The organism is Nonomuraea sp. NPDC050022, assembly GCF_044460705.1.
Lineage (GTDB): Bacteria > Actinomycetota > Actinomycetes > Streptosporangiales > Streptosporangiaceae > Nonomuraea.
In genome coordinates this window covers 399,158-421,097 of sequence record NZ_JBITKE010000003.1, presented here as the reverse complement: position 1 = coordinate 421,097, position 21,940 = coordinate 399,158, and the positions used below count along the sequence as shown (strand labels likewise).

Here is a 21,940-nt window from a genome sequence, read left to right as displayed (position 1 = left end):
GCCCCCCGAAGCCTTTCTAACGCTTTCTCCGATGTCGTCCCGCCATACGGCGCTTAACCGCAAGTGTGACCGGAAGCGCGCCAGACGTCACCAGCACGAGCCCCAGGAGGGCGCCGTCCTGCGGTGACGGAGTCCGCGTGGATCCTTCCCCGCTGCCGCTGCCGCTGCCTTCCCCGCTACCGGGACTGCTCGGCGGGTCGGAGGAGGGGGCCGGGCTGCTGAGGGTACGCGTCGGACGGACGGTCGGGGGCGCGGTCGTGGGCGCCTTCGTGGCGGCGGCCGTGGCTCCCGACGGCGGGTTGTCGACCGTGCCGGTGAACTCGGGCTCGGCCGACTCGACCGCGGGCGGGGTCTTGATCGCGGTCTTCGACGGCCTGGGCTTCACGGTCCTGATGGGCTTGCGGGTCGGCGTGGGCGTCGGCGTCCGCTTCGGCGTCGCGCTGGTGACGGGCGGTGGCGCGGTGCTCGCCGGCGTCGTCGGCTCCGGCGTCGTCTCCTCCGCCGTCGGTGTGGGCTCCTCGGAAGGCTCCTCTTCCTCCTCGGCCGCGGCGGAGGGTTCCGGCGCCGCCGTGGTGGGCGTCACCTGCGAGGTCTGCGCCTGCAGGGCGGGCTCGGCGGACATCGTCTTCACCAGGACGATCGCCACGCCGATCAGCAGGCCCGTGCAGGTGGCGCCGACCACGATCTTCGTGGAGAGCCTGCTCAGCAGCCCGCGCGGCTCGGTGAAACGGGTCTCGGCCAGCGAGGTCTGCGTCTCGGCCGGCACCTCGGGCGGGCTGGGGAACAGCATGAGCAGCAGGCCGGACAGCCGGGCCAGGCGGCGCTTGCCGCGCTCCTCCCAGTCGGACCCGTACGCCCTGGTCGCGACCGCTTCGAGCTCCGTCAGGAACGCCTCGGCGGACGGCGGGCGGTCGAGGGCGTTCTTGGCCAGGCCGCGCTCGACCAGGTTCCGCAGCGGGCCGGGCACCTCCTCGATGGGCGGTGGCGAGCTCTGGTGCTGGCGGGCCAGCGCCGCGAGGTTGGGCGAGCGAAAGGGGCGGGTGCCGGTCAGGCACTCGAAGAACACGATGGTGGCGGCGTACACGTCGGTGGCCGGTGCGGCGGAGGCGCCCGACCACTGCTCGGGCGCCATGTACGGCGGGGTGCCGGCGGCGCTCGCGTCCTCGCCGGTCCTGACCGCGATGCCGAAGTCGACCAGCTTGCTGGAGCCGTCGCCCTGGACCATGACGTTCTCGGGCTTGAAGTCGCGGTGCACGACGCCGATCGCGTGGGCCGCGGCCAGGCCTTGCAACGAGCCCTTGAGCACCAGCAGCGCGGCCTCCGGGCCCGTGGGACCCTCCGACCTGAGCAGCTCCCGTAAGGAGACCCCGTTGACGAGCTCCATGACGATGGCCGCGCCCCCGCCGCTCTCGACATAGTCGATCAGGCGGGCGTTGTGCGGGCTGCGCAGGGTGCCCAGCAGCCGGGCCTCGTGCCGGAACCGGGCCACGAAGCCGACGTCGGACCGGAGCTCGTCGGACAGGTACTTGACGGCCACCTCCACGCCGTCATGGTCCCGTCGGGCCAGCACGACCCGCCCGGCGGATCCCGCGCCGAGTTCGCGAATCTCGGTGTAGCCCGGGACCACCCACTGACCATGGTCGTCGTACATGCGGTCTCCCTCTGCGGTCCTCTGGGCCCCCACCCTCATCAGACGGACCGTAGCTTAACCAGAGGCGACCGCTTTCCCACAGTTAATGTCCGGACACAGTATGAATCCGGAGGTCAACCAATGGTGCCCGAATCGTCGTCCGAAGGGGTGTCGGGGGCCGGGGTCTTCGGTCCGTCCTTCGTGGGGTCGTCCTTCGGCGGGTCGTCCTTGGGTGGGTCGTCGTCCGTGGGCGGGTCCTCCTGACAGGCCGCGGTCTTGCCGCCCGAGCTGTCGCCGCCGTTGTCCGCCGTGGGACGGGTGGCGGCCGTCACGAGCCAGGACGTGCCGCACGGCACCTTGTCGAAGGTGTAGCTCACGGTCCTGGTGTAGGAGGTGTCGCCGGACAGGGTCAGGGTCTCGGTGTGCGCGATCCGGCCGCCCAGGGAGAAGGCGACGCTGAGCCGTACCGGCTGGTCGTTGTCGGTGGTCACGGCGACGACCGCGGTGGCCGGGCCGCGCGGGCTGAGCGAGGCCCGCACGATCGACACCTTCCGCACGCTCGGCGGGCAGGTCACCCTGGTCCGGGCGGTGGCCGTCCGGTCGCCCGCGCGGACCACGACGGAGACGGTGGTGTCGCACGGGCGGGACCTGAAGGCGTAGGTGAACGTCCGCGAGTAGGCCGTCCGGCCGGACAGGGTGGCCGAGCGGGTGGCGACCTGGTCGCCGTTCAGCGCGAACGCGGCCTCGACGGGCACCTCGGCGGTACCGCTTGTGGTCACCCTGACCCGGGCCTGAGCCGTACGGCCCGGCGAGGCGGCCAGATCGAGCGAGGCCCGCAGGCCCGTCACCCGCGTGGGACATGGCGGTACGTTCACCGTGGCCGTCCGCGCCCCGCCCGGAGCGGCGGGGAAGGTGGTGACGGCCAGCGTGACGGTCTTGCCGCACGGGCGCTCGTCCGCGGTGTAGCTGAGCGCGCGGTCATAGGACCGGTCGCCGCTCAGCCGCAGAGTCTGGCTGCGTACGCCGACGCCCCCCACGGACCAGGCGGCGGTCGCCGTGACCCGTCCCGTGCCGGTGGTGCGGATGGACAGCGTGGAGCCGGCCACGTTGTCGTCGTTGAACGTCAGCCCGCCGAGCGTGAGCCCCGCGACCGAGGTCACCGGGACCGGCGTCGGCGTCACCGTCGGCGTGGTCACGGTGACGACCGGCGTCGGCGTGATGGTCTTGGGCGGCTTAGGCGTCTTGGTCGGCGTGGGCTTACCAGGCGTGGGCGTGGGCTTGCCGGGTTTGGTGACTGTGGGTGTGGGTTTAACAGGCTTGGTGACAGTGACCTTGGGAGTGGGCGCGGGCTTGGTGGTCGGTGGCGAGGTGGCCACCACGGGCTCGGCGGTGTGCGGCTTGGGGCTGGGGGAGGCTACGGCCAGTGCCGTCGGCTGGTCGCGGGGCAGGTCGACCGGGGACTCCTCGGGCGGCTGGCTCAGCGTGACCGGTGTGGCCGGCGGTGAGCCCTCCTCGGCCGGTCCCTGCGACTGCGAGGGCCTCGCCAGGGCCACTTCCACGGCCTGGTCGCGGCTCGACAGCACGACGATCACGGCGATGGTCGCGACCGCGAGCACTCCCACGCCCATGGCCAGCCGGGCCGCGTTGTGCTTGGCCGTACGCAGCGTCGTACGGAAGACGGTCTGCGCCAGTGAGGTCGTGACCTCGGCGGGAGGCGTCTGGGGCACGGGCAGCAGCAGGGCGAGCAGGGCCACCAGCCCGGCCAGTCGCCGCCTGCCGCGCTCCTCCCAGTCCTCGCCGTACGCGGCCCGCGCCGCCGCCTCCAGTTCGATGACGAACGCGGCGGCGCTGACGGGCCGCGCGGCCGGGTCCTTGGCCATTCCGCGGGTGATCAGCTCGCGCACCGGCTCGGGCGCGTCGTGGACCGGGATCGGCGCGTGCATGTGCTGGTAGCCGAGCACGCTCGGCTCGGTCGACCGGTAGGGCCGGTGCCCGGTCAGGCACTCGAAGAACACCGCCGTCGCCGCGTACACGTCGGTGGCGGGCGAGGCGGGCATGTTCTCCCACAGCTCGGGCGCCATGTACGGGGGCGTGCCCTCGGCCCGCGAGGCGGTCCCCTGCTGGACGGCGATGCCGAAGTCGACCAGCTTGCTGGCCCCGTCGTCGCGGACGATCACGTTCTCGGGCTTGTAGTCCTTGTGCACCAGCCCGTGCGAGTGGGCTCGGGCCAGGCCGAGCAGCGAGCCCTTGAGCACGGCCAGGGCCGCCTCCGGCCCCGTCGTCCCGTGCTCGCGCAGCAGCGCCCGCAGGGACACGCCGTTGACCAGCTCCATCACGATGGCCGCGCCGTAGCCGTCCTGGATGTACTCCCACAGCGTGGCGATGTTCTGGTCGCGCAGCGTGGTCAGCAGCCGCGCCTCCGACTGGAACCTGGCCAGGGCCACCGGGTCGCTGAGTAACCGCTGCGAGAGGTATTTGATCGCGACCTTGACGCCGGTCTCATCGTGCACCGCGAGCACGACTCGGCCGCTGCCGCCCGCCCCGAGCTGCTTGATCTCCGTATAACCAGGAGCGTTCCACTCCATCGCCATCCCCCATCAGGAGTTGGGCCCACCTGATGAGACGTGTGATCAAGGAGAGAAGTTTGCCAGGTGGTTCCTGATTTATGGAACTACCTCCGGCCGCGGATGTGAACAGGTACATCGATACCTTCTGGGAGTGCCGGATCCGGCAGCGGCTCTCCCCAGGACGTCACGAGCGGCAGAACCCCGGCCCAGACGGGCAGCTCGTAGTCCTCCTCCTCGTCCAGAGGAGCGCCGCGCCGCATCTTCACCGACGCCTCTTCGAGCGACAGGGCCAGCACGGCCGTCGCGGCCAGTTCCTTGGGCGACGGCTCCCTGACGTAGTCCCACTGGCCCGGCGCGAGCTGTTCGGACACGGCGCGGAGCCCGGCCAGCCGCTCTTCCGGGTCCGTCAGCAGCCGGGCGCGGCCGTAGATGATCGCGGAGCGGTAGTTGACGGAGTGATGGAAGATCGACCGGGCCAGCACGATGCCGTCGAGGTGGGTGACGGTGACGCACACGTCCGTGCCCTCGCTCGCGCGCAGCGACCGCGCGCCGGTGGAGCCGTGCAGGTAGAGCGTCTCGCCCAGGCGGCCGTATCCGGTGGGTATCACCATGGGGTGGCCGTCGACCACCACACCCAGGTGGCAGATCAGCCCGGCGTCGAGCACCTCGTACAGGTCGTTCCTGTCGCTGCTGCCCCGGTCCTTCGAGCGGCCGAGCGTGGTGCGGGGTGTGGTGGAGAGCATGGGGCCACGGTAATGAGAAAGTGGACATAGCCTGTAGGGCCACTAATGACCGCTTCCCGGAGACCACTTTCGTGCGCACCCTCGTCGACCTGCCCGTATCCCTGTCCAGGGGGTCGGGTGTCCCGCTCTCGGCACAGCTCACCGGCTGGCTGCGCCAGGCCATGCTGGCCGGGACGCTCGCGCCGGGGGAGCGCCTGCCGTCCTCGCGCGGGCTCGCGGAGCAGCTCGGCGTGAGCAGGACCGTGGTCACGGAGGCGTACCAGCAGCTGTACGCGGAGGGGTGGCTGGAGGGGCGGCACGGCTCCGGCACGTTCGTGGCCGCGCTGGAGGCGTCACACCTGGCCGTCGAGCCGCCGGCCGCGCCCGAGCCGCCGCCGCGTCCACCGGCCGAGCGGGTGATCGACCTGACCCCCGGCACCCCCTGGGTGCGCGACTACGACCACGCGGCCTGGAAGCGGGCCTGGCGCAGGGCCGCCGATCTGCCTCCTGGCGACCACCCGGACCCGTACGGCCTGCCGTACCTGCGCGAGCTGCTCGCCGACCATCTGCGGCGGGCCAGGGCCGTGACGGTCGGCCCCGAGAACGTCCTGGTCACCAGGGGCACCGGCAACGGCCTCGACCTGTGCGCGCTCGCGCTGCTGGGTGAGGGCGGCCGGGCGGGCGTCGAGGACCCCGGCTATCACGTGGCGCGTACGGTGTTCGGGGCCAGGGGGGCGAAGGTCGTGCCGTGCCCCGTCGACGAGGAGGGCGTGATCGTCGAGGCGCTCCCCGACGACCTCCGCGTCCTCTACACCACGCCCGCCCACCAGTACCCGCTCGGCGGACGCCTGCCGATCCCGCGCAGGGAACGGCTGCTCGCCTGGGCCCGGAGTACCGGCGCGATCATCGTGGAGGACGACTACGACGCCGAGTTCCGCTACGACGTCGCGCCGCTGCCCGCCCTCTACGGCCTCGACCCGTCGCGCGTCGTCCTGCTCGGCACGCTCTCGAAGACGCTCGCCCCCGACATCGGCGTCGGCTGGCTGGTGGGCTCCCCCGAGCTGCTCGATCGGATCGCCGCCATCCGGGTCTCGATGTCCGACCGCACCAGCGGCCCGGTCCAGCAGGCCGTCGCGACCCTCCTGGAGCGCGGCGACCTCGACCGCCACCTGCGCAGGATGCGCCTGGAGTACGCCCGCAGGCGCGGCGCGATCGTCGAGATCCTGGGCCCGGTGTGCCGCCTGCGCGGCGACACGGCCGGCCTGCACCTGCTGGCGGAGCTGCCGCTCGAAACGGTCTCCGGGCTGGTCGCGGCAGCGCGGGAGCAAGGCGTGCTGCTCGACTCCACCGCCCGCCACCACTACGGCACCGAGCGCCTGCACGGCCTGGTGATCGGGTACGGCTCGGCCACACTGGCCGAGGTCAGGCGCGGCTGCTGGACGGTGGCCGAGCTGATCCGCTCGGCCACCGGCGCGTAGCTCGGCCTGCGCCGCAAAGCCCAGCCACCGGTGCGTGGCTCAACTACCGGCGCGCGCAGCCGTCTCAGGCGGGCTCGAGCTCGCGCAGGATCGGCAGGGAGCGGGCGGCGTAGACCGGGTCGACGGGCAGGGCGTGGCGGGCCCACCAGCGGGCCGGGGCCGGATCGGGGGAGGGGTCGGTGAAGGCGGGCGCGTAGTCGTCGTACGGCGGGTCGTAGAGGTAGCCCGTCACCACCCCGCGCCGCTCCAGCGCGGCGATGGCCGCGTCCCGGTCGCGCACCAGCAGCGGCACCCGGAACAACGGCTGGTCGGCATGGTCCCGTACGCCCGCCGCCACCGACGGCAGCTCCGCCAGCGAGCGCACCCCCGCCAACCGGCGGGCCCGCTCTCCGGGCACCTTGGCCAGCCGTCTCGACTGGTACCAGCGGGCGAGCGCCCCTCTCCGGGCGCGGTAGTCGTGCAGGTCGGCGCGGACCCACGGATCGAACGGCGGCAGCGACGGCACCTGCTTCATGGCCGCCGCGAGCTCGTCGGGCCGCAGCGGGATGCGGTAGCCCTCGCGCGACTCCTCCATGCCCAGCAGGCGGGAGAGCCGGAGGGCGGGCCGGACCAGGTCGAGCCGGAGGGCGGCCTGGCGGGCCATCGAGGTGGTCACGGCCAGGAGTTCGGCGCGGAAGGCGCCCGGCTCCAGCAGCGCGTCGCGGGCCCGTTCGAGCGCGCGCAGGTCCGCCAGGCTCTCCACCGCGAGGACCCCGCCCGAGCCCGCGCCCGGGTGCTTGGACAGGCTGAAGACTCCGGCCTGGCCGAACGTGCCGAGGGGGCGGCCGGCGACGCTGGTCTCCATGGCGTGGGCGACATCCTCGATCAGGATTTTTCCCGTGAAGGCGGACACGGTGTCCGGCAGGCCGTACAGGTTGGTGGTCAGGACGGCGTCCACCTGGCCGAGGTTGACGCGGGTGGCGTCGATGTTGCCGTCACGGCGCGACAGCGGCGCGATCACCGGGCGCAGGCCCGCCGCCAGCACCAGGAAGAGGATCTCGTCGGCGGAGATCGGCGACATGAGCAGCCGCTGGCCCGGCGTGCACCAGTGACGCAGCACGAGGTAGAGGCCGAGGCGGTTCGAGGGGAGCAGCAGGCAGTGACGGCCGGTGCGCTCAGCGATTCTTTTCGCTGGAGGCTCCTTCACGACTGGAGGGCCGTGCGCAGCCGCCCGAACGTCTTCAGCGCCCGGTCGGCGGTCCTGTGCAGCAGCGGGTTGGCCAGTACGGTGGCCCGCGTCTTGCGCACGGGCACCCGCAGCAGCCAGTGGACGGCCGAGGCGGCGCCGACCGTGGCGACCCGCCCCTCGGCCACCTGGAACTCGCCGTTCTTGAGCTTCTCTTTGTACTCCTTCTCACCCCGGCCCATGTCGATCACCTGGATGCCGGAACCGGCGGCCTGCTCGGCCATCGCCAGGTGATGGATGAGGCCGGGGGAGTATTTGGCGTAGTGGGTGTCGTAGGCCGGGAACCAGCCTGCGAGCGTGGTGCGCGTGCGGAGCCCGAAATGCCCGGCCATCGGCAGGTCGTTCACGTAGATCATGTCGAGCACCCCGGCGAAGCCCTCGGTCTGCGTGGCCAGCAGCCGCTCGACCAGCTCGACGATCCACTGCTGCGCGAACCGGTCGGTGCGCCCCGTGCGCCGGTATTGGTCGGTCTTCCAGCCGAGCAGCGTGTGCAGCGGCGCCGGGTCGGTGGTCGCGTAGTCGTGGCGGATCGGCCCGACGTCGCGCTGGAGCTTGCGCGACTTGGCCAGGGTCGTCTTGTACGTCTTGCCGGAGTGCAGGCGCAGGAACTCGGTGTAGGGGCCGTGCCCCTCACGCAGATCGATGATCGGCGACGGGTGGCGCTCGTGCCGCCCGGCGATCAGCGGCTGGCCCGCGACCAGGTGGTCGAACTCATAGACCGACAGCCCGCACTGCTTGATCAACCGGCGTGGGTCGATCTCCAGATCCTTGGCGTGGACCAGGCCCTGCGCGTCGGTGAGCCCGGCGGCCACCGGCTTGCCGATGCCCATCGGATGGCGCTCGAAGGGGAAGAACCCCACGATGTCGGGCCCGTCGTAGAGCACGGCGACGCGGACCATGTCGCGCAGCTCACCGACCGTGATGGTGAACTCGGGAGACAGGAACGGATTGTCGAAGGCCGCGTGCCCCTCCTGGAGAGCCCGCCATCGGCTCAGCTCAGGTGCTCCCAGCTCGCGAGGGTGAGCAAGTGTGACGCGCATGGGCTCCTACGTTCGGCATACCTTCAGTTAGTTTGGAGGTAGCTGTATACAACCAGGGTAAATGGTCTCGCATGATGGTCGTCTCCGCAGCTCCGGAACGTTACACAACTCTCAGCTAGCGTTCAGGACAGAGTGACGTTCTAATGTGTGTGCATGACCGTACCTGGGATTGACCGGCCCCGGCTGTTCGGCTGGATGGGCGCGAACGTGCCCGACGCGGGCGAACCCCTGTCCGTCTCCCTGATCTCCGGCGGCAGGTCGAACCTCACGTACCTCATCGAGACCCGCGAACGCCGGGTGGTGCTGCGCCGCCCGCCCCTCGGTCACGTGCTGCCCACCGCGCACGACATGCGGCGCGAGTGGCGGGTCATCTCCGCGCTCGCCGCGACGCCGGTCCCGGTGCCGGAGCCGGTCGCGTTCTGCGCCGACGAGGAGGTCATCGGAGCGCCGTTCTACCTGATGGGGTACGTGGACGGCCTGGCCGCCAGGACCCGCGAGCAGCTCGGCGAGCCCGCGCCCGCCGAGACGCGGCGGCTGGCGGAGCGGCTCGCCGAGGTGCTGGCCGCCATCCACGCCGTCGACTACCAGCAGATCGGGCTCGGCGACTTCGGCCGCCCCGACGGCTACCTGGCCAGGCAGCTCGGCCGGTGGTGCCAGCAGTGGGACCGCTCGAAGACGGCCGACCTGCCGGAGTACGACCGCCTGGTCACGCGGCTGCGCGCGTGCATGCCGGCCCACTCGGCCAGCACGCTCGTGCACGGTGACTACCGCCTCGACAACACGCTCGTACGGCTGGCGCCCGGTCCGCCCGAGATCCTGGCCGTGGTCGACTGGGAGATGTCCACCCTCGGAGACCCGCTGGCCGATCTGGGGCTCACGCTCACCTACTGGCAGGACTCCGGTGACGAGGAGCGGGCGGGGATCCCGGTGGCCGGAGACGTGACGCTCGCCCCCGGGTTCCTCAACGCCGCCGAGTTCGCCGCCCACTACACGAAGGTCTCCGGCCGCGACATCTCGGACCTTCCGTTCTACGTGGCGTTCGGGAACTTCAAGCTCGCGGTCATCGTGGAAGGTATCCACGCCCGTTTCCGGCAGGGTAAGACCGTGGGTGAGGGCTTCGAGAACATCGGCTCCGCCGTACCCGCACTCATCGCCCGCGCGCACCGCATGCTGGACCAGCCCGTGAACCCCTGAGCGTGAACCGCCCGACCCGTGAACCGCCCGAGCATGAGCCCCTGAGGAGCGCACATGAGCACTGTGGCACTGATCACCGGAGCGGCGAGCGGCATCGGCGCCGCGGTGGCACGGCGGCTGTCGGCGGGCGGGGCCAAGTGCGTCCTCCTCGACCTCGACGCCGAAGGGGCCGAGCGCCTGGCGAAGGAGGTCGGCGGCGTCTGGCTGGCCGGTGACGTCGGCACCGAGGAGGCTTCCCGGCAGGCCGTCGCGCTCGCCGAGGAGACCTACGGCCGACTCGACCTGGTGCACCTCAACGCGGGGATCTCGGGCGGGGTGGATCTCGCGGCGTTCGACGTCGAGCGCTATCGCCGGGTCGTCGGGGTGAACGTGGACGGCGTGGTCTTCGGCGTCGCCGCCTGCCTGCCGTCGCTCAAGCGCTCGGGCGGTGGCGCGATTGTGGTCACCTCGTCGCTGGCCGGGCTCGTCGGCTTCGCCGGTGACCCCGTGTACACGATGACCAAGCACGCCGTGGTGGGGCTCGTCAGGGCGCTGGCCGCGCCGCTGGCCAAGGAGCGGATCCGGATCGGCGCGGTCTGCCCGGGGTTCACGGACACGCCGCTGGTGGCGGGAGCGCGCGAGATGTTCGTCAACGCGGGGTTCCCGTTGCTGAGCGCCGCCGATGTCGCCGCGGCCGTCGAAACCGCCTTCTACGCCGACGAACCGGGCACGCTCCTCATCGTGCAACCGGGGAGGCAGCCAGTGCCGTACCGTTATGCGGGAGTCCCCGGACCGGCTGGAGGGCAGCGCCCGCCAGCCCCTTGATCGACCGCAAGTCCCTTGCAAGTACTGATATATACCGTGGGAAGGGCTGGGAGAGGCGTCCCGGCCCTTGTCCACGCGCGAGGGTGGAGGCACCGTGATTCCCACCGATGGCAAACACGCACGCAGACGGCCGCCATGGCCGATCGCGCTGGGCGTCGGGATCCTCGCGGTCGCGCTCGTCGCGGCGATCATGGTGTACGCGGGCACGCGGGGCGGCCCCCGAGACGAGTACAAGGGCGGCGAGATCGCCCAGACCCAGCCAAGTGAGCCGCCGCCCACACTGGAGCAGCCGCCGGCCCTGGACGACTGGCCGCGCTGGGGCGTCACCCACACCCAGTACAGCGCCGACAACGTGCCCCGCGAGATCACCGAGCAGGCCAAGAACATCCTCGGCCGCGTCCCCATGGTGCAGAACCAGCACATCATGGGCTGGGGCGTGGGCAACCCGGAGCCGAGCCCGGACCAGTACAACTTACGAGACCTCGACCGGCGGCTGAAGCTCATGGCCTCCTCGCGGGCCGTCCCGGTCATCACGCTGTGCTGCGCGCCCGACTGGATGAAGGGCGGTCAGGCCGGCCGTACGGACTGGTCCAAGAACCACACGGTCGCCCCCAAGCGCGAGCATTTCGACGATTACGCCAAGCTCGCCGCGCGGATCGCCAGGCAATATCCGACGGTGAAGTACTTCATGGTGTGGAACGAGTTCAAGGGCTTCTGGAACCCGTCCACGAACCGCTGGGACGCCGAGGGCTATACCGAGCTGTACAACAAGGTCTACGCGGCGCTGAAGAAGGTGAACGGCGACATCCAGGTCGGCGGCCCGTACATCCCGGTCGAGACCAACTCCGGCGGCGGCCCCTCCGAGCTCAGCGGTCCCTGGGGCACGGTCGACCAGCGCGCGCTCGACGCGATCGAATACTGGATCGAGCACAAGAAGGGCGCCGACTTCATCGTGGTCGACGGCGCCTCGATGACCAACGACAAGGCCAACGTCCCGGACGACTTCGCGGCCCAGGCCAAGTTCAGCGCGGTCACCGCCTGGCTCAGGCAGAAGAGCAACGACATGCCGGTGTGGTGGGCCGAGTGGTACGTCGAGCCCACCAACTCCGGCTGGAGCGAGGACAAGCGCACCGCCGTACAGGCCACGACGCTGATGGAGTTCGCCAGGAGCGGCGTGACGACGGCGCTCTACTGGAACCCGGAGCAGAAGGACGGGACGGAGTGCCCCGGCTGCCTCTGGTCGTCCGGCACGGGCCAGGAGCTGCCGATGGCGGGGCTGCTGAGCGGGTTCGCGAAATGGTTCCCCGCCGGGGTGAAACTGGATGCCGTCACCACCTCCGACCAGCGCATCAAGACGCTGGGCCAGGAGCGGCAGATGGTCATGGTCAACACGGCCGACACGAGCGTCACCGCCACCGTGGACGGCAAGCGGGTGACCTTGAAACCGTACGAGATCCAGTGGGCGGGACGCGGGGCCTGACCCTCGGTCAAGGGCTCCGTTCGTCTGCTCGGGCGGTCGGCCGGAGCCCTTCTCTCACCATTCTTCGGAACAATCATTGCCGTCCCCCGGAATTCCATTGCCTGGGGCGACTTGCGGCGGGCAGAGAAACGTCAAACCGCTTTTCCACTTCTGTGGTGATCGAGGCGTCGGCTTGGGTTTGCCCAGGTCCCAACGGGGTTCTGGTATGGGGCGGACTGCGAGCGCTTTATCGCTGATTTACATATCACACATGCGCAGATCTTTTCCATGAGCACCGGTCAAATCAGATCAAAGAACGCCCCCAAGCCCTGATTTTTCACCATTTGGGTGCTAGCGTCCTATTTTGAAAGCCGAAATAGTGCGACCTGCACAGGGGGGAATCATGACTCTCGGTAAGCTCTTCCCGGCTCACCGTAGCGACTGGTGGGGATGGGGCCGTCGCGGTTGTGGTCGGCGTCGCTGGTGGGGTGGATGCGGCGGTGGCTGCGGTGGCGGCTGGCGCAGGCGGTGGTGGTGGTAGAAGAGGTGCCACCTGAGAGCCGTCGGGTCTCCCAACGGCTCTCACTCACCGCTCCGCCTCTGGCGCCGACGGTGTCCATCCGGAACACCTTCCGGGCATTCTGGCCGGACACCCGCGGCGTCAGGGCGCTGTTCGCGGCCGGGGTCGTGTTCGCGATCCTGGCCGCTCTGTGTGAGGTCGCCGCGATCGCCCTGTTCGGCTACATCACCGACAAGGTCCTCAGCGAACGGGACCTGGGCGCCTTCTGGGCCCCCGCGGCCGCCTGGCTCGGCCTGGCGGTTCTGGCCGGTCTCGTCTCCTTCGCCGGCGCGTACATCACCGCCGCGGGCGCGGAACGCTTCCTCCTCAAGCTCCGCGACCGGGTCTTCGGCCACGTCCAGACCCTCACACCCGACTTCTTCGAGAACCGCCGTACGGGCGACCTGATGGCCCGGCTCACCGACGACATCGAGGCCATCGAGGAGCTCGTCGGCTCCGGCCTGGTCAAGATGTTCACCACCGTGGCCAGCGTGATCTTCTTCGCCGGCGCGGCGTTCATCATCCGATGGGACCTGGCGCTGGTCACGTTCGCGCTGATCCCGGCGTTCCTGGTGGTCTCCAAGGTCTTCGCGTCCCGGTTCAGGAACGCGGCGGCCCGCGAGCGGACCAGCAACGGCACCATGAACAGCGTCATCGAGGAGAGCCTGTCCAACCAGTCACTCGTCCAGGCCTACAACCAGCAGCAGACCGAGGCCAGGCACCTGCACCGCGAAGGTCGCACCTGGCTGCGCGCGAACCTGTCCCAGGCGTGGCTCTCCGGCCTCTACGGCCCCGCCGTACAGGTGCTGGAGACCATCTGCCTGATCGTCATTCTGGGCTTCGGCGCCTGGGAGATCACCCAAGACCGCCTCACGCTCGGCGGCCTGCTCGCCTTCGCCGCCTACCTCGCCTATCTCTATCCCGCCGTCCAGGGTCTGGGCCAGCTCGCCCTGACCGTCTCGGAGGCCGCCGCCGGTTCGGACCGCGTCATGGAGGTCCTCTCCGTACGTCCGACCGTCGTGGACCGTCCGACCGCCGTACCGGTGGTCGGGCGCAGCAAGGGGCGGATCGAGTTCTCGCGGGTCGGCTTCACGTACCCCAAGCGGATCAGGGCGACACTGCGCGAGCTGTCGTTCGTGATCGAACCGGGGGAACTCGTCGTCTGCACCGGAGCCAGCGGTGCGGGCAAGTCCACGCTCGCCAAGCTGCTCCTGCGTTTCTACGACCCGAACACCGGCCGCATCCTCCTGGACGGGGTGGACCTGCGCGACCTGACCCGATCGTCGCTGCGCGACACCATCACGCTCCTGCACCAGGAGAACCTCCTGTTCTCCGGCACGGTGCGCGACAACATCGCCTACGGCTCTCCGGGTGCCGACGACGCCGCCGTGATTCTGGCGGCCGAGCTGGCCGACGTACACGATTTCATCCAGACATTGCCCCAGAAGTACGACACGCCCATCGGTCAGCGGGGCCGCCTCATGTCCGGCGGCCAGCGCCAGCGCCTCGCCATCGCCCGCGCGATCCTGCGTGACTCGCCGGTGCTGGTGCTGGACGAGCCGATGACCGGGCTGGACGTGGTCACGGCCGAGCGGGTGATGGTGCCGTTGCGCCGGTTGATGGAGGGGCGGACGACGCTGCTCATCACCCATGACCTGCGGCATGTTCCGGAAGGGGTGCGCCGGATCGACCTGGAACCGGTACGACGTTCGGATCGGATTCGGCTCCGGCCGAAACGGAGTGACCTCGGGGTGCATGGCGCATACTGACCCGACAATTCACCGGCCTGGGCGGGAAACCGCCCAGGCCCTGTCATGTGAACGCCACCCCCGCCTCGGCCAACTGTGCCATGATCAACAACGCCGGGGGGCCTCCCGTCATCGCCATTCAGTAGCCGAGAGCCTACTAATCCGGCATACTCCACACCCAGCAAGATCTGTTGTCAGATCCGGCGCCCATGCTCAAGGAGCTCGACTATTGGGCAGGGCGGGCGACAATGGCCGCAATTGGTTACCAAGTGCCCACGCAAAGCGAAGATTCCACTACAATCCGATCAAGACTTCCAGGCCGTATGTTTCTGACCTCCGACGAGGACTTGATGTCAGCAACTCACATACCTGTTCACCGTCGGGCCCTGCTCGTACCGCTTGGCGTCGCCGTCGTGGCCGGCGTCGCGTGCGTATGGGCCGTGGCCGAGGCGCCGGTCGAGGGGCGAACGCTCGTGGCCTGGTGCCTGGGCATAGCCGCCCTGCTGCTGTGCGCCGCCATCACCTATGGCTTGTACGGCCGGCAGCAGGCGAGCCTGCTGCGTGACCGGCTCGCCATGCGGGAGGCGGACCTCGCCCAACTGGCCGACCACACCCTGCCCGCGCTGGTGAAGAGGTTGCGTGACGGGGCGTCGGTCGACACCGCGCTCGCCGAGGTGCCCAGGCCCGCCGACCTGGCTCAGCAGCGCATCCTGTGGACGCTGGCGCAGGAGGTCGGCAGAGGAGACCGGATGCGCGCGGCCGCGATGTCGGCCTGCGCCAACGCCGCCGGCCGGGTGCAGGCACTGGCGACCAGCATGCTGGCCGATCTGCGGGAGATGGAGGACCGGCATGACGAGAAGGTCCTCGGGGACCTGCTGAGGCTGGACCACAGCACCGCCCAGGCGGGCCGGCTGGCCGACAGCATCGCCGTGCTGACCGGTTCGCGTTCCGGGCGGCGCTGGACCAAGCCGATCGTGATGGAGAGCATCATGCGCGGCGCGGTGGGCCGGATCAGTGCCTACCAGCGGGTTCGGGTGCACTCGGCCAGCACCGTCGCGATCGCCGGGCACGCCGCCGAGGGCGTCATGCACGCCCTCGCGGAGCTGATGGACAACGCCACCAGCTTCTCGCCTCCGTCCGAGGAGGTGCACGTGTACGTCGAAGAGGTGAGCACGGGCATCGTGATCACCATCGAGGACTGCGGTCTGGTCATGAGCGCCGTGGCGCTGAACCGCGCCCGGCAGGCCGTCTCGTCCGAGCCCCTGGACCTGACGACGCTGTCCGGTACGCGACTGGGCCTGGCGGTCGTGGGCTGCCTGGCTCGCAAGCACGGTCTGACCGTCTCCTTCAGGCCGTCCTCACGCGGGGGCACCGGAGTGGTGGTCATGATCCCGCAGAAACTGGTCACCCAGCCCGCGCCGGCTCCCCAGGTGGAGGCCCCGCGTAAGCCGAGCGTCCCGGCCGCCCGCCGGGCCGCCTCGGCCCCCGTCCCCGCGCAGGCCGACCCCGCGAAGGCCGACCCCGTCGCGGATGGCGAGCTGCCCAGGCGACGGCGCGGTCAGACGCTCGCGGCGGCGACGTCCGCGGCCCCCGTGCCCGAGCAGGCTCCGGCGCGGCCCAGGCCGTCCCTCTCCGAGGCCGGAGCGAGATTCAGCGCTTTCCGCCAGGCCAGCCGTGGGACCGGTGCCGGCGCCGGTGCGGCGGGTCAGGAAGTGGAACACCCGCAAGCAGAGGGCCCGGCAGCAGAAGGCCCGAAAGACGACATCCGGTGACCAACTTACAGATTGGAGGGAGGGCTGCTCGTCCGGCGACGCCGGATGACCGTCCCAGACTCTCGATGAGAACCTCAGACCGCGACCTCGCCTGGCTGCTGGAGAACCTCCTGGAGAGGACACCGCAGACCCGGCACGTCTTGGTGCTGTCGAAGGACGGCCTCAAGCTCTCCCACACCCACGGGCTGTCGGTGGACCGGGCCGATCAACTGGCCGCCATCGCCTCGGGCATCCAGAGCCTGGCCCACGGGGCGTCGATGGAGTTCGGCGACGGTTCCGGCGGGCTGCGGCAGTCCATGACGGAGTTCCACGGCGGGCTGCTGTTCATCGTGGAAGCGGGAGAAGGCGCCCATCTCGCCGTCGTGGCGAGCGACGACGCCGACCCCGGCATCATCGGCCACAACATGAACGAACTGGTCGAGCAGATCGGGGAGTATCTGACCGCTCCGCCGCGCGAACCTCAGCAGAGCAGCCGCTCGCTATGATCTCGCGGCGAGTGGCCAGCGAGAACCCGGACCGGCTGTACACGGTCACCGGGGGGCGCAGTCGCGCGGACGAGAGTGCCATGGACGTGGTCACGCTGATCGTGAGCGAATGCGATCCGACCCCCGGCATGCAGTCCGAGCACGTCAAGATCCTCCAGATGTGCCGCCAGCCGATGGCGGTCGTGGAGATCTCCTCGGAGCTGAGACTGCCCGTCAGCGTCGTACGGATCCTGCTGTGCGACCTGCTGGACACCGGACGCATCACCGCCCGCCATCCGCCCAAGGCTCCCGCCAAGGCGCAACTGCCCGATCCCGAAATCCTGGAGCAGGTGCTTGTTGGACTTCAGAACCTCTGACCCACCCGGCCGTACACCGCTACGGAGCACGATGACCACCGGTCTCAAGATCGTGGTCGTCGGCGGGTTCGGCGTGGGCAAGACGACCATGGTCCGCTCGGTCAGCGAGATCCGGCCGCTGAGCACCGAAGAGACGATGACCCAGGCAGGCATGGGGATCGACGACGCGAGCGGCGTACAGACCAAGACCACGACCACGGTGGCCTTCGACTTCGGCCGCATCAGCCTGAACGAGCAGATGGTGCTCTACCTGTTCGGGGCGCCCGGCCAGGACCGGTTCTGGTTCCTGTGGGACCGGCTGTTCTCCGGGACGCTGGGAGCGGTCGTCCTGGTGGACGCCCGCCGCCTGGCCGACTCGTGGTACGCCATCGACCGGCTCGAACACCACGGAATGCCGTTCATTGTCGCGCGCAACAACTTCGACGAGCCGACGCATCCCCTGGAGAAGATCCGGGAGGCGCTGGACCTGTCCGAAGAGGTTCCGCTGATCGACTGTGACGCCCGTCAACGTGACTCGAGCAAGGCCGTGCTGATCGCCCTCGTCAACCACCTCCACGCGATGTCCTCCGCCCGGGGGGTTACCCGATGACCGATACCCACTACACACCCGAGCCCATCCGGATGTACGGGCCCCAGTTCCAGGAGGATCCGGAGCAGCTGTACCGGGACATGCGCAAGCTGCACGGGCCCGTCGTCCCGGTCCTGATGGAGGGCGATATTCCCGCCTGGCTGGTGATCGGCTACCGCGAGCTGCGCTACGTCCTGAGCAATCCGCAGCTCTTCGGCCGTGACTCCCGCCGGTGGAACGCCTGGGACCGCATCCCGCCGGACTGGCCGCTGTTGGCGTTCGTCGGCTATCAGCCGTCCATTCTGTTCACCGAGGGCGCCGAGCATCAGCGGCGGGCCGGCGCCCTCAGCGACGCCCTCGCCTCCGTCGACCAGTTCGAGCTGAGATCGCAGTGCGAGAGGGTCGCCGACGGCCTGATCGACGCGTTCACCGGCCACGGCCGGGCTGACCTGATCGCGCAGTACTCTCAGCCGATGCCGCTGCTGTCCATGGTCACGATGTTCGGGTTGCCGGAGGCGGAGACGCCCCGCATCGTGGCCGACGTGACCATGATCCTCAACGTCGGCCCGGAAACCGCGGAGGCGTACGGGCGAGTCCAGACCGCGATGCAGCGGCTGATCGCCACCAAACGCGAGCGCCCCGGCCCGGACCTGCCCTCACGCCTGCTGGCCCATCCCGCGGGGCTCAGTGACGAGGAGATCGTCCAGGACCTGGTCGTGCTGTTGAGCGGCGGCCAGGAGCCGACCGCCAACTGGATCGGCAACACCCTGCGGTTGATGCTGACCGACGAACGGTTCGCCGTGACCCTGTCGGGTGGCCGCCGCAGTGCCAGCCAGGCGCTGAACGAGGTCATGTGGGAGGACTCGCCCGCCCAGAACAGCCTGGGCCGCTGGGCGGCGCACGACACGCAGCTGGGCGGGCAGCGCATCCGGGCCGGTGACGCGCTCATCATCGGTCTCGCCGCCGCGAACGCCGACCCGCAGGTACGGCCCGACTCCTACGGCGGCTCCGCCGGCAACCACGCGCACATGTCCTTCGGCCATGGCGAGCACGGCTGCCCGCACCCGGCGCCGGAGCTCGCCGAGGTCATCGCCTACACGGCCGTCGAGGTGCTGCTGGACCGGCTCCCGGACATGGGGCTGTCGGTGCCCGCCGACCAGCTCGTCTGGCGGCCGTCCTTCCGGCTGCGCGCCCTGACCACCCTGCCGGTCGAGTTCACGCCCGGCTACCTCAGGGGACCCGGCTAGGACCGATGAAGTGGTGTGTCCCCTGACACCTCAGGGGACACACCACCGGTCAGCTCGCCGTCAGTGAACCGGGCGGCCCGTGATGGACCGCGGGGAGTCCTGCGGGGACAGCGTCGTCGCGGGCGGTTCCGTCGGGAACTGCGTGGCGCAGTGCGTTCCCGGCGCGGGCATGGTGCGGTTGATCAGGTACTTCTCGATGTAGTCGCGCGCACAGGTGCTGTTGCGGAACTGGCCGTGGCCGACGCCGTCGTACTCCAGTACGACCGAGCGCGGGATCTGCCGTGCGGCGGCGTAGTTCCAGGCCGCCGGAGTGGCCACGTCGTCCTTCGCCTTGATGACCAGGATCGGCGGCGTGCCGCTGATCCTGAGGCGATGCTGCGGGTTGGACGTCTTGCCCTGCCAGTTGAGGCAGCTCATGACGTCGCTCCAGAACGGGGAGAGCTCCGTGTGCGGGGCGATGGCCTTGAGGCGGCGCTTGTAGGCGTCGAGCTCGGCGAAGCCGCTGACGTTCCACTTCCAGTCGGAGCACCAGATGACCGGGTAGGCGTAGTTGACGCCCTCGGCGGTCGACGTCGAAGCCTCGGCCGCGGCCCTGGCCGTCGACTTCGCCGCCGCCGATTCCGATGCCACCGGCTTGTCCGCGACCTGCTGGTCCGCCTGGCCGGCCGCCAGCGCCTTCAGCCGCTCGGCCAGCGGGAAGAAGCCCGTCGACGGCTTGTACATCGGATTGAACACCTCGATCCGGAGCTCCTCGTCCGAGATCACGGCGCCGGTCTCCGGGTCCTTCAGGGTGCCGGCCCTGGCCTTGGCCAGCAGGCCGTCCAGGACCGCCGTGGCGTCCTGGCCGTGCAGCGCGCAGGCCGCCGTCTCGCCGCACCACTTCGCGAACGCCAGGTAGGAGCCTTCGAGGTCCTCGGTGGTGGTCTTCATGTACTGGTAGGCCGAGGTGATGCTGTGGTCCATGTTGGAGTCGATGGCCATCGCGCGCAGGTTCTTCGGGAACATCTCGGCGTACTCCTGGCCGACCTGCGTGCCGTAGGAGATGGCGAAGAAGCTGATCTGGCGCTCGCCGAGCGCCGCGCGGATCGAGTCCACGTCGCGCACCACGTTGGTGGTGCCGACGTGGTCGAACAGCGGGCCCGTGCGCTCGCGGCAGTCCTTCGACAGCTTGGCGTTGAAGGCCAGCCAGTTCTGATACTCCGCCTCGTTGGCCGGGTAGGTGAGCGGGGTCTCGTTGACCACGTCCTCGCTGCACAGAATGGGCGTGCTGCTGCCGACGCCGCGGGGGTCCACGCTGACGATGTCGAAGTACTGGCGCAGCGGGCTGTCGTCGGGGATGCCGCGGCCCATGATGTACGCGTTGAGGCCGGACCCACCGGGACCGCCCGGGTGCACGAACAACACGCCCTGCCGCTTGGCCGGGTCGAGCGCCTTCAACCGGCCGATGGCCAGGTCGATCTTCGGGCCGTCGGGCTTCGCGTAGTCCATCGGCACCTTGATGGTGGCGCACTCCCCCTTGTACGTGGTGCCACATTCCGCCCAATCGATCGCGGTCGAAGGGCCTGACTGGGCTGATGCCACTCCGGCGAGCTGGGTCACCAGCGCGGCACCAGCCAGTGCCGCCGTGAACAGTCTTAACCGCACTATCGCTCCTTCCAGAGGTATCCCTTGATCATCCTGGCGGACGACAGTGCGGTTTGCGGGACTTTACGGGGTTTGTTGGTGAATATGAGCGCTAGACGTAGTAGCCCTCGACCGGCGCCCGCGCCTCGTCGTACAGCGCTGGTCCGTCGAGCCGTGCCCCGGCGTTCCCGGCGGGTGGCTTGAGCCCGCCGAGCTGCTCGCTGGACAGCGCGAACACCACCCGCCCGAGCCCCGACCGCTCGATGGCGCCCGTGCACATGCCGCAGGGCTGGCAGCTGGTGTACATGACGGTGGTCGCCGCGGCCTCGGGGCTGAGCTCACGGGCCGCCCAGCGGGCCAGCTTCAGCTCGGGGTGCGCGGTGATGTCGGCGTCGCTGATGGAGGTGTTGACGTCCTCGGCGAGCACGCTGCCGTCCGGCCCCACCAGGAGGGATCCGAAGGGCGGGTTGCCCGCCGCCCGTGCCTTGGCGGCCAGCCCGATGGCCCGGCGCAGGAACTGCTCGTCGTCATGTGTCATGGCTGCTCCGTTCGTGGGTGGTTTGTGTGGAGGTCCCAGGAGGCGGCTACGGCCGCGAGGGCGTGCCAGGCCACCTCGGGGTGGCACGTCTCCCGCGGGTCGCCGCCGAAGGGGTCGAGGACGACGGTGTCCGCGCCGAGGAGGCGTAGCTGTTCGAGGTCGTCCACGATCTGCTCGATCGTGCCCTCACCGGCGCGCCGCTCGGGATCGGTGATCGGCGACGTGGTGAGCCTGAGGATGATGCGGGGCGCCTGGGCGGGCATCGGGCGGCCCTGCTCGTCGGCGAGGGATTTGAGCCGGCCGAAGGCCTCGCGCAGCCAGGGCAGGGTGTTGCGCAGCGGATGCCAGGTCTCGCCGAGGCGCACCGCGCGGCGCAGGCCGGCGTCGCTGTTGCCGCCGATCCAGATCGGCACCGGCCCGCCGCGGTAGTCCGCGCCGTCCGCCCAGGCGGCGCGCAGCGCGTCGAGGTATTCGTCGGTCAGCGCCCCGCGCCGGTGGAACGGCATGCCGAGCGCCTCGAACTCCTGCCGCGCCCAGCCCACGCCCACGCCGAGGACCAGCCGCCCGCCGCTGAGGTCGTTGAGGTTGGCGGCCATCCGGGCGACGAGCAGCGGATGCCGGTACGGCACGATCAGCACCGTGGTCCCGAGCCTGATCCGCTCGGTGATGCCCGCCAGCCAGGCCAGCGTGGTGAAGGGCTCGTAGAACGGCGCCGGATACTGCTCGGCCACGTCCGGCGTCACGACCACGTGGTCCGACAGCATCAGCAGGTCGTAGCCGAGGCCCTCCACCGTCCGCGCCCAGCCGCGCAGCACGTCGGGGTTGGTGCCTGGTCCGAAGTTCGGGACGTTCACGCCTATTCGCACCCGTGCAGGCTAGCCAATGGATCATGGCGGTAGGAAGGGAGTTCTCCCTGCGCACCGGA

General features: G+C 70.1%; 18 protein-coding genes. 10 read left to right on the top strand and 8 right to left on the bottom strand.

What is annotated here, in order from left to right; genetic code table 11:
• Positions 1-16: 16 nt before the first annotated feature.
• From ACIBO2_RS13325 to ACIBO2_RS13315, 3 genes are all read right to left on the bottom strand, one after another.
• Positions 17-1,651 (bottom strand): serine/threonine-protein kinase, encoded by a 1,635-nt coding sequence (locus ACIBO2_RS13325; protein ID WP_358540243.1) that lies wholly within the window; start codon positions 1,649-1,651, stop codon positions 17-19.
• A 113-nt stretch (positions 1,652-1,764) separates the two neighbouring features.
• Positions 1,765-4,215, bottom strand: a complete 2,451-nt coding sequence (locus ACIBO2_RS13320) for a serine/threonine-protein kinase (RefSeq protein ID WP_397297086.1) — start codon at positions 4,213-4,215, stop codon at positions 1,765-1,767.
• 86 nt (positions 4,216-4,301) lie between these two features.
• A complete protein-coding gene (locus ACIBO2_RS13315; RefSeq protein ID WP_358540248.1) occupies positions 4,302-4,940 on the bottom strand; it encodes a pyridoxamine 5'-phosphate oxidase family protein in 639 nt (212 codons plus the stop codon).
• A gap of 71 nt (positions 4,941-5,011) precedes the next feature.
• Between ACIBO2_RS13315 and ACIBO2_RS13310 the strand changes: the two genes are divergently transcribed.
• Positions 5,012-6,397, top strand: a complete 1,386-nt coding sequence (locus tag ACIBO2_RS13310; RefSeq protein ID WP_397297084.1) for a PLP-dependent aminotransferase family protein — start codon at positions 5,012-5,014, stop codon at positions 6,395-6,397.
• Between the two features lie 64 nt (positions 6,398-6,461).
• Here the strand turns inward: ACIBO2_RS13310 and ACIBO2_RS13305 are convergent, their stop codons facing one another.
• Together ACIBO2_RS13305 and ACIBO2_RS13300 are read right to left on the bottom strand one after the other, a co-directional pair.
• Entirely contained in the window at positions 6,462-7,583 is a 1,122-nt protein-coding gene (locus tag ACIBO2_RS13305; RefSeq protein ID WP_358540254.1) for a DegT/DnrJ/EryC1/StrS family aminotransferase, read from the bottom strand.
• A complete protein-coding gene (locus ACIBO2_RS13300; protein WP_358540258.1) occupies positions 7,580-8,662 on the bottom strand; it encodes a GNAT family N-acetyltransferase in 1,083 nt (360 codons plus the stop codon). Before ACIBO2_RS13300 ends, ACIBO2_RS13305 begins: the two co-directional genes overlap by 4 nt.
• Positions 8,663-8,815: 153 nt before the next feature.
• On the opposite strand from ACIBO2_RS13300, the gene ACIBO2_RS13295 reads away from it, so the two are divergent.
• The 9 genes from ACIBO2_RS13295 (at position 8,816) to ACIBO2_RS13255 (ending at position 18,854) form a co-directional block, all read left to right on the top strand.
• Complete coding sequence (locus tag ACIBO2_RS13295) at positions 8,816-9,856, top strand: phosphotransferase family protein (RefSeq protein ID WP_397297081.1); 1,041 nt, start codon at positions 8,816-8,818, stop codon at positions 9,854-9,856.
• A 54-nt stretch (positions 9,857-9,910) separates the two neighbouring features.
• A complete protein-coding gene (locus ACIBO2_RS13290) occupies positions 9,911-10,660 on the top strand; it encodes an SDR family NAD(P)-dependent oxidoreductase (protein WP_358540264.1) in 750 nt (249 codons plus the stop codon).
• 94 nt (positions 10,661-10,754) lie between these two features.
• Positions 10,755-12,140: a xylan 1,4-beta-xylosidase gene (locus ACIBO2_RS13285; protein WP_358540267.1), complete on the top strand. Its 1,386-nt coding sequence runs from the start codon at positions 10,755-10,757 to the stop codon at positions 12,138-12,140.
• 471 nt (positions 12,141-12,611) lie between these two features.
• Positions 12,612-14,447 carry an ABC transporter ATP-binding protein gene (locus ACIBO2_RS13280; RefSeq protein WP_358540269.1) on the top strand — a complete coding sequence of 612 codons (1,836 nt, stop codon included), beginning with the start codon at positions 12,612-12,614 and terminating at the stop codon, positions 14,445-14,447.
• 392 nt (positions 14,448-14,839) lie between these two features.
• Positions 14,840-16,198, top strand: a complete 1,359-nt coding sequence (locus ACIBO2_RS13275; protein ID WP_358540276.1) for an ATP-binding protein — start codon at positions 14,840-14,842, stop codon at positions 16,196-16,198.
• A gap of 65 nt (positions 16,199-16,263) precedes the next feature.
• The gene (locus ACIBO2_RS13270) at positions 16,264-16,683 is read left to right on the top strand and encodes a roadblock/LC7 domain-containing protein (RefSeq protein WP_225292333.1); all 420 of its coding nucleotides are present in this window, start codon (positions 16,264-16,266) and stop codon (positions 16,681-16,683) included.
• Entirely contained in the window at positions 16,680-17,039 is a 360-nt protein-coding gene (locus tag ACIBO2_RS13265; RefSeq protein ID WP_357956041.1) for a DUF742 domain-containing protein, read from the top strand. Before ACIBO2_RS13270 ends, ACIBO2_RS13265 begins: the two co-directional genes overlap by 4 nt.
• Before the next feature lie 31 nt (positions 17,040-17,070).
• Complete coding sequence (locus ACIBO2_RS13260; protein ID WP_358540278.1) at positions 17,071-17,628, top strand: ATP/GTP-binding protein; 558 nt, start codon at positions 17,071-17,073, stop codon at positions 17,626-17,628.
• On the top strand, positions 17,625-18,854 hold the full coding sequence (locus ACIBO2_RS13255) for a cytochrome P450 (RefSeq protein WP_358540281.1): 1,230 nt from the start codon (positions 17,625-17,627) through the stop codon (positions 18,852-18,854). The genes ACIBO2_RS13260 and ACIBO2_RS13255 overlap by 4 nt, the downstream gene beginning before the upstream one ends.
• A gap of 60 nt (positions 18,855-18,914) precedes the next feature.
• Here the strand turns inward: ACIBO2_RS13255 and ACIBO2_RS13250 are convergent, their stop codons facing one another.
• From ACIBO2_RS13250 to ACIBO2_RS13240, 3 genes are all read right to left on the bottom strand, one after another.
• Positions 18,915-20,498, bottom strand: a complete 1,584-nt coding sequence (locus ACIBO2_RS13250; RefSeq protein WP_358540283.1) for an alpha/beta hydrolase — start codon at positions 20,496-20,498, stop codon at positions 18,915-18,917.
• 91 nt (positions 20,499-20,589) lie between these two features.
• Positions 20,590-21,015 carry a nucleoside deaminase gene (locus ACIBO2_RS13245; protein WP_358540285.1) on the bottom strand — a complete coding sequence of 142 codons (426 nt, stop codon included), beginning with the start codon at positions 21,013-21,015 and terminating at the stop codon, positions 20,590-20,592.
• Positions 21,012-21,881: an LLM class flavin-dependent oxidoreductase gene (locus tag ACIBO2_RS13240; protein WP_358540287.1), complete on the bottom strand. Its 870-nt coding sequence runs from the start codon at positions 21,879-21,881 to the stop codon at positions 21,012-21,014. The genes ACIBO2_RS13245 and ACIBO2_RS13240 overlap by 4 nt, the downstream gene beginning before the upstream one ends.
• Positions 21,882-21,940 lie beyond the last annotated feature (59 nt).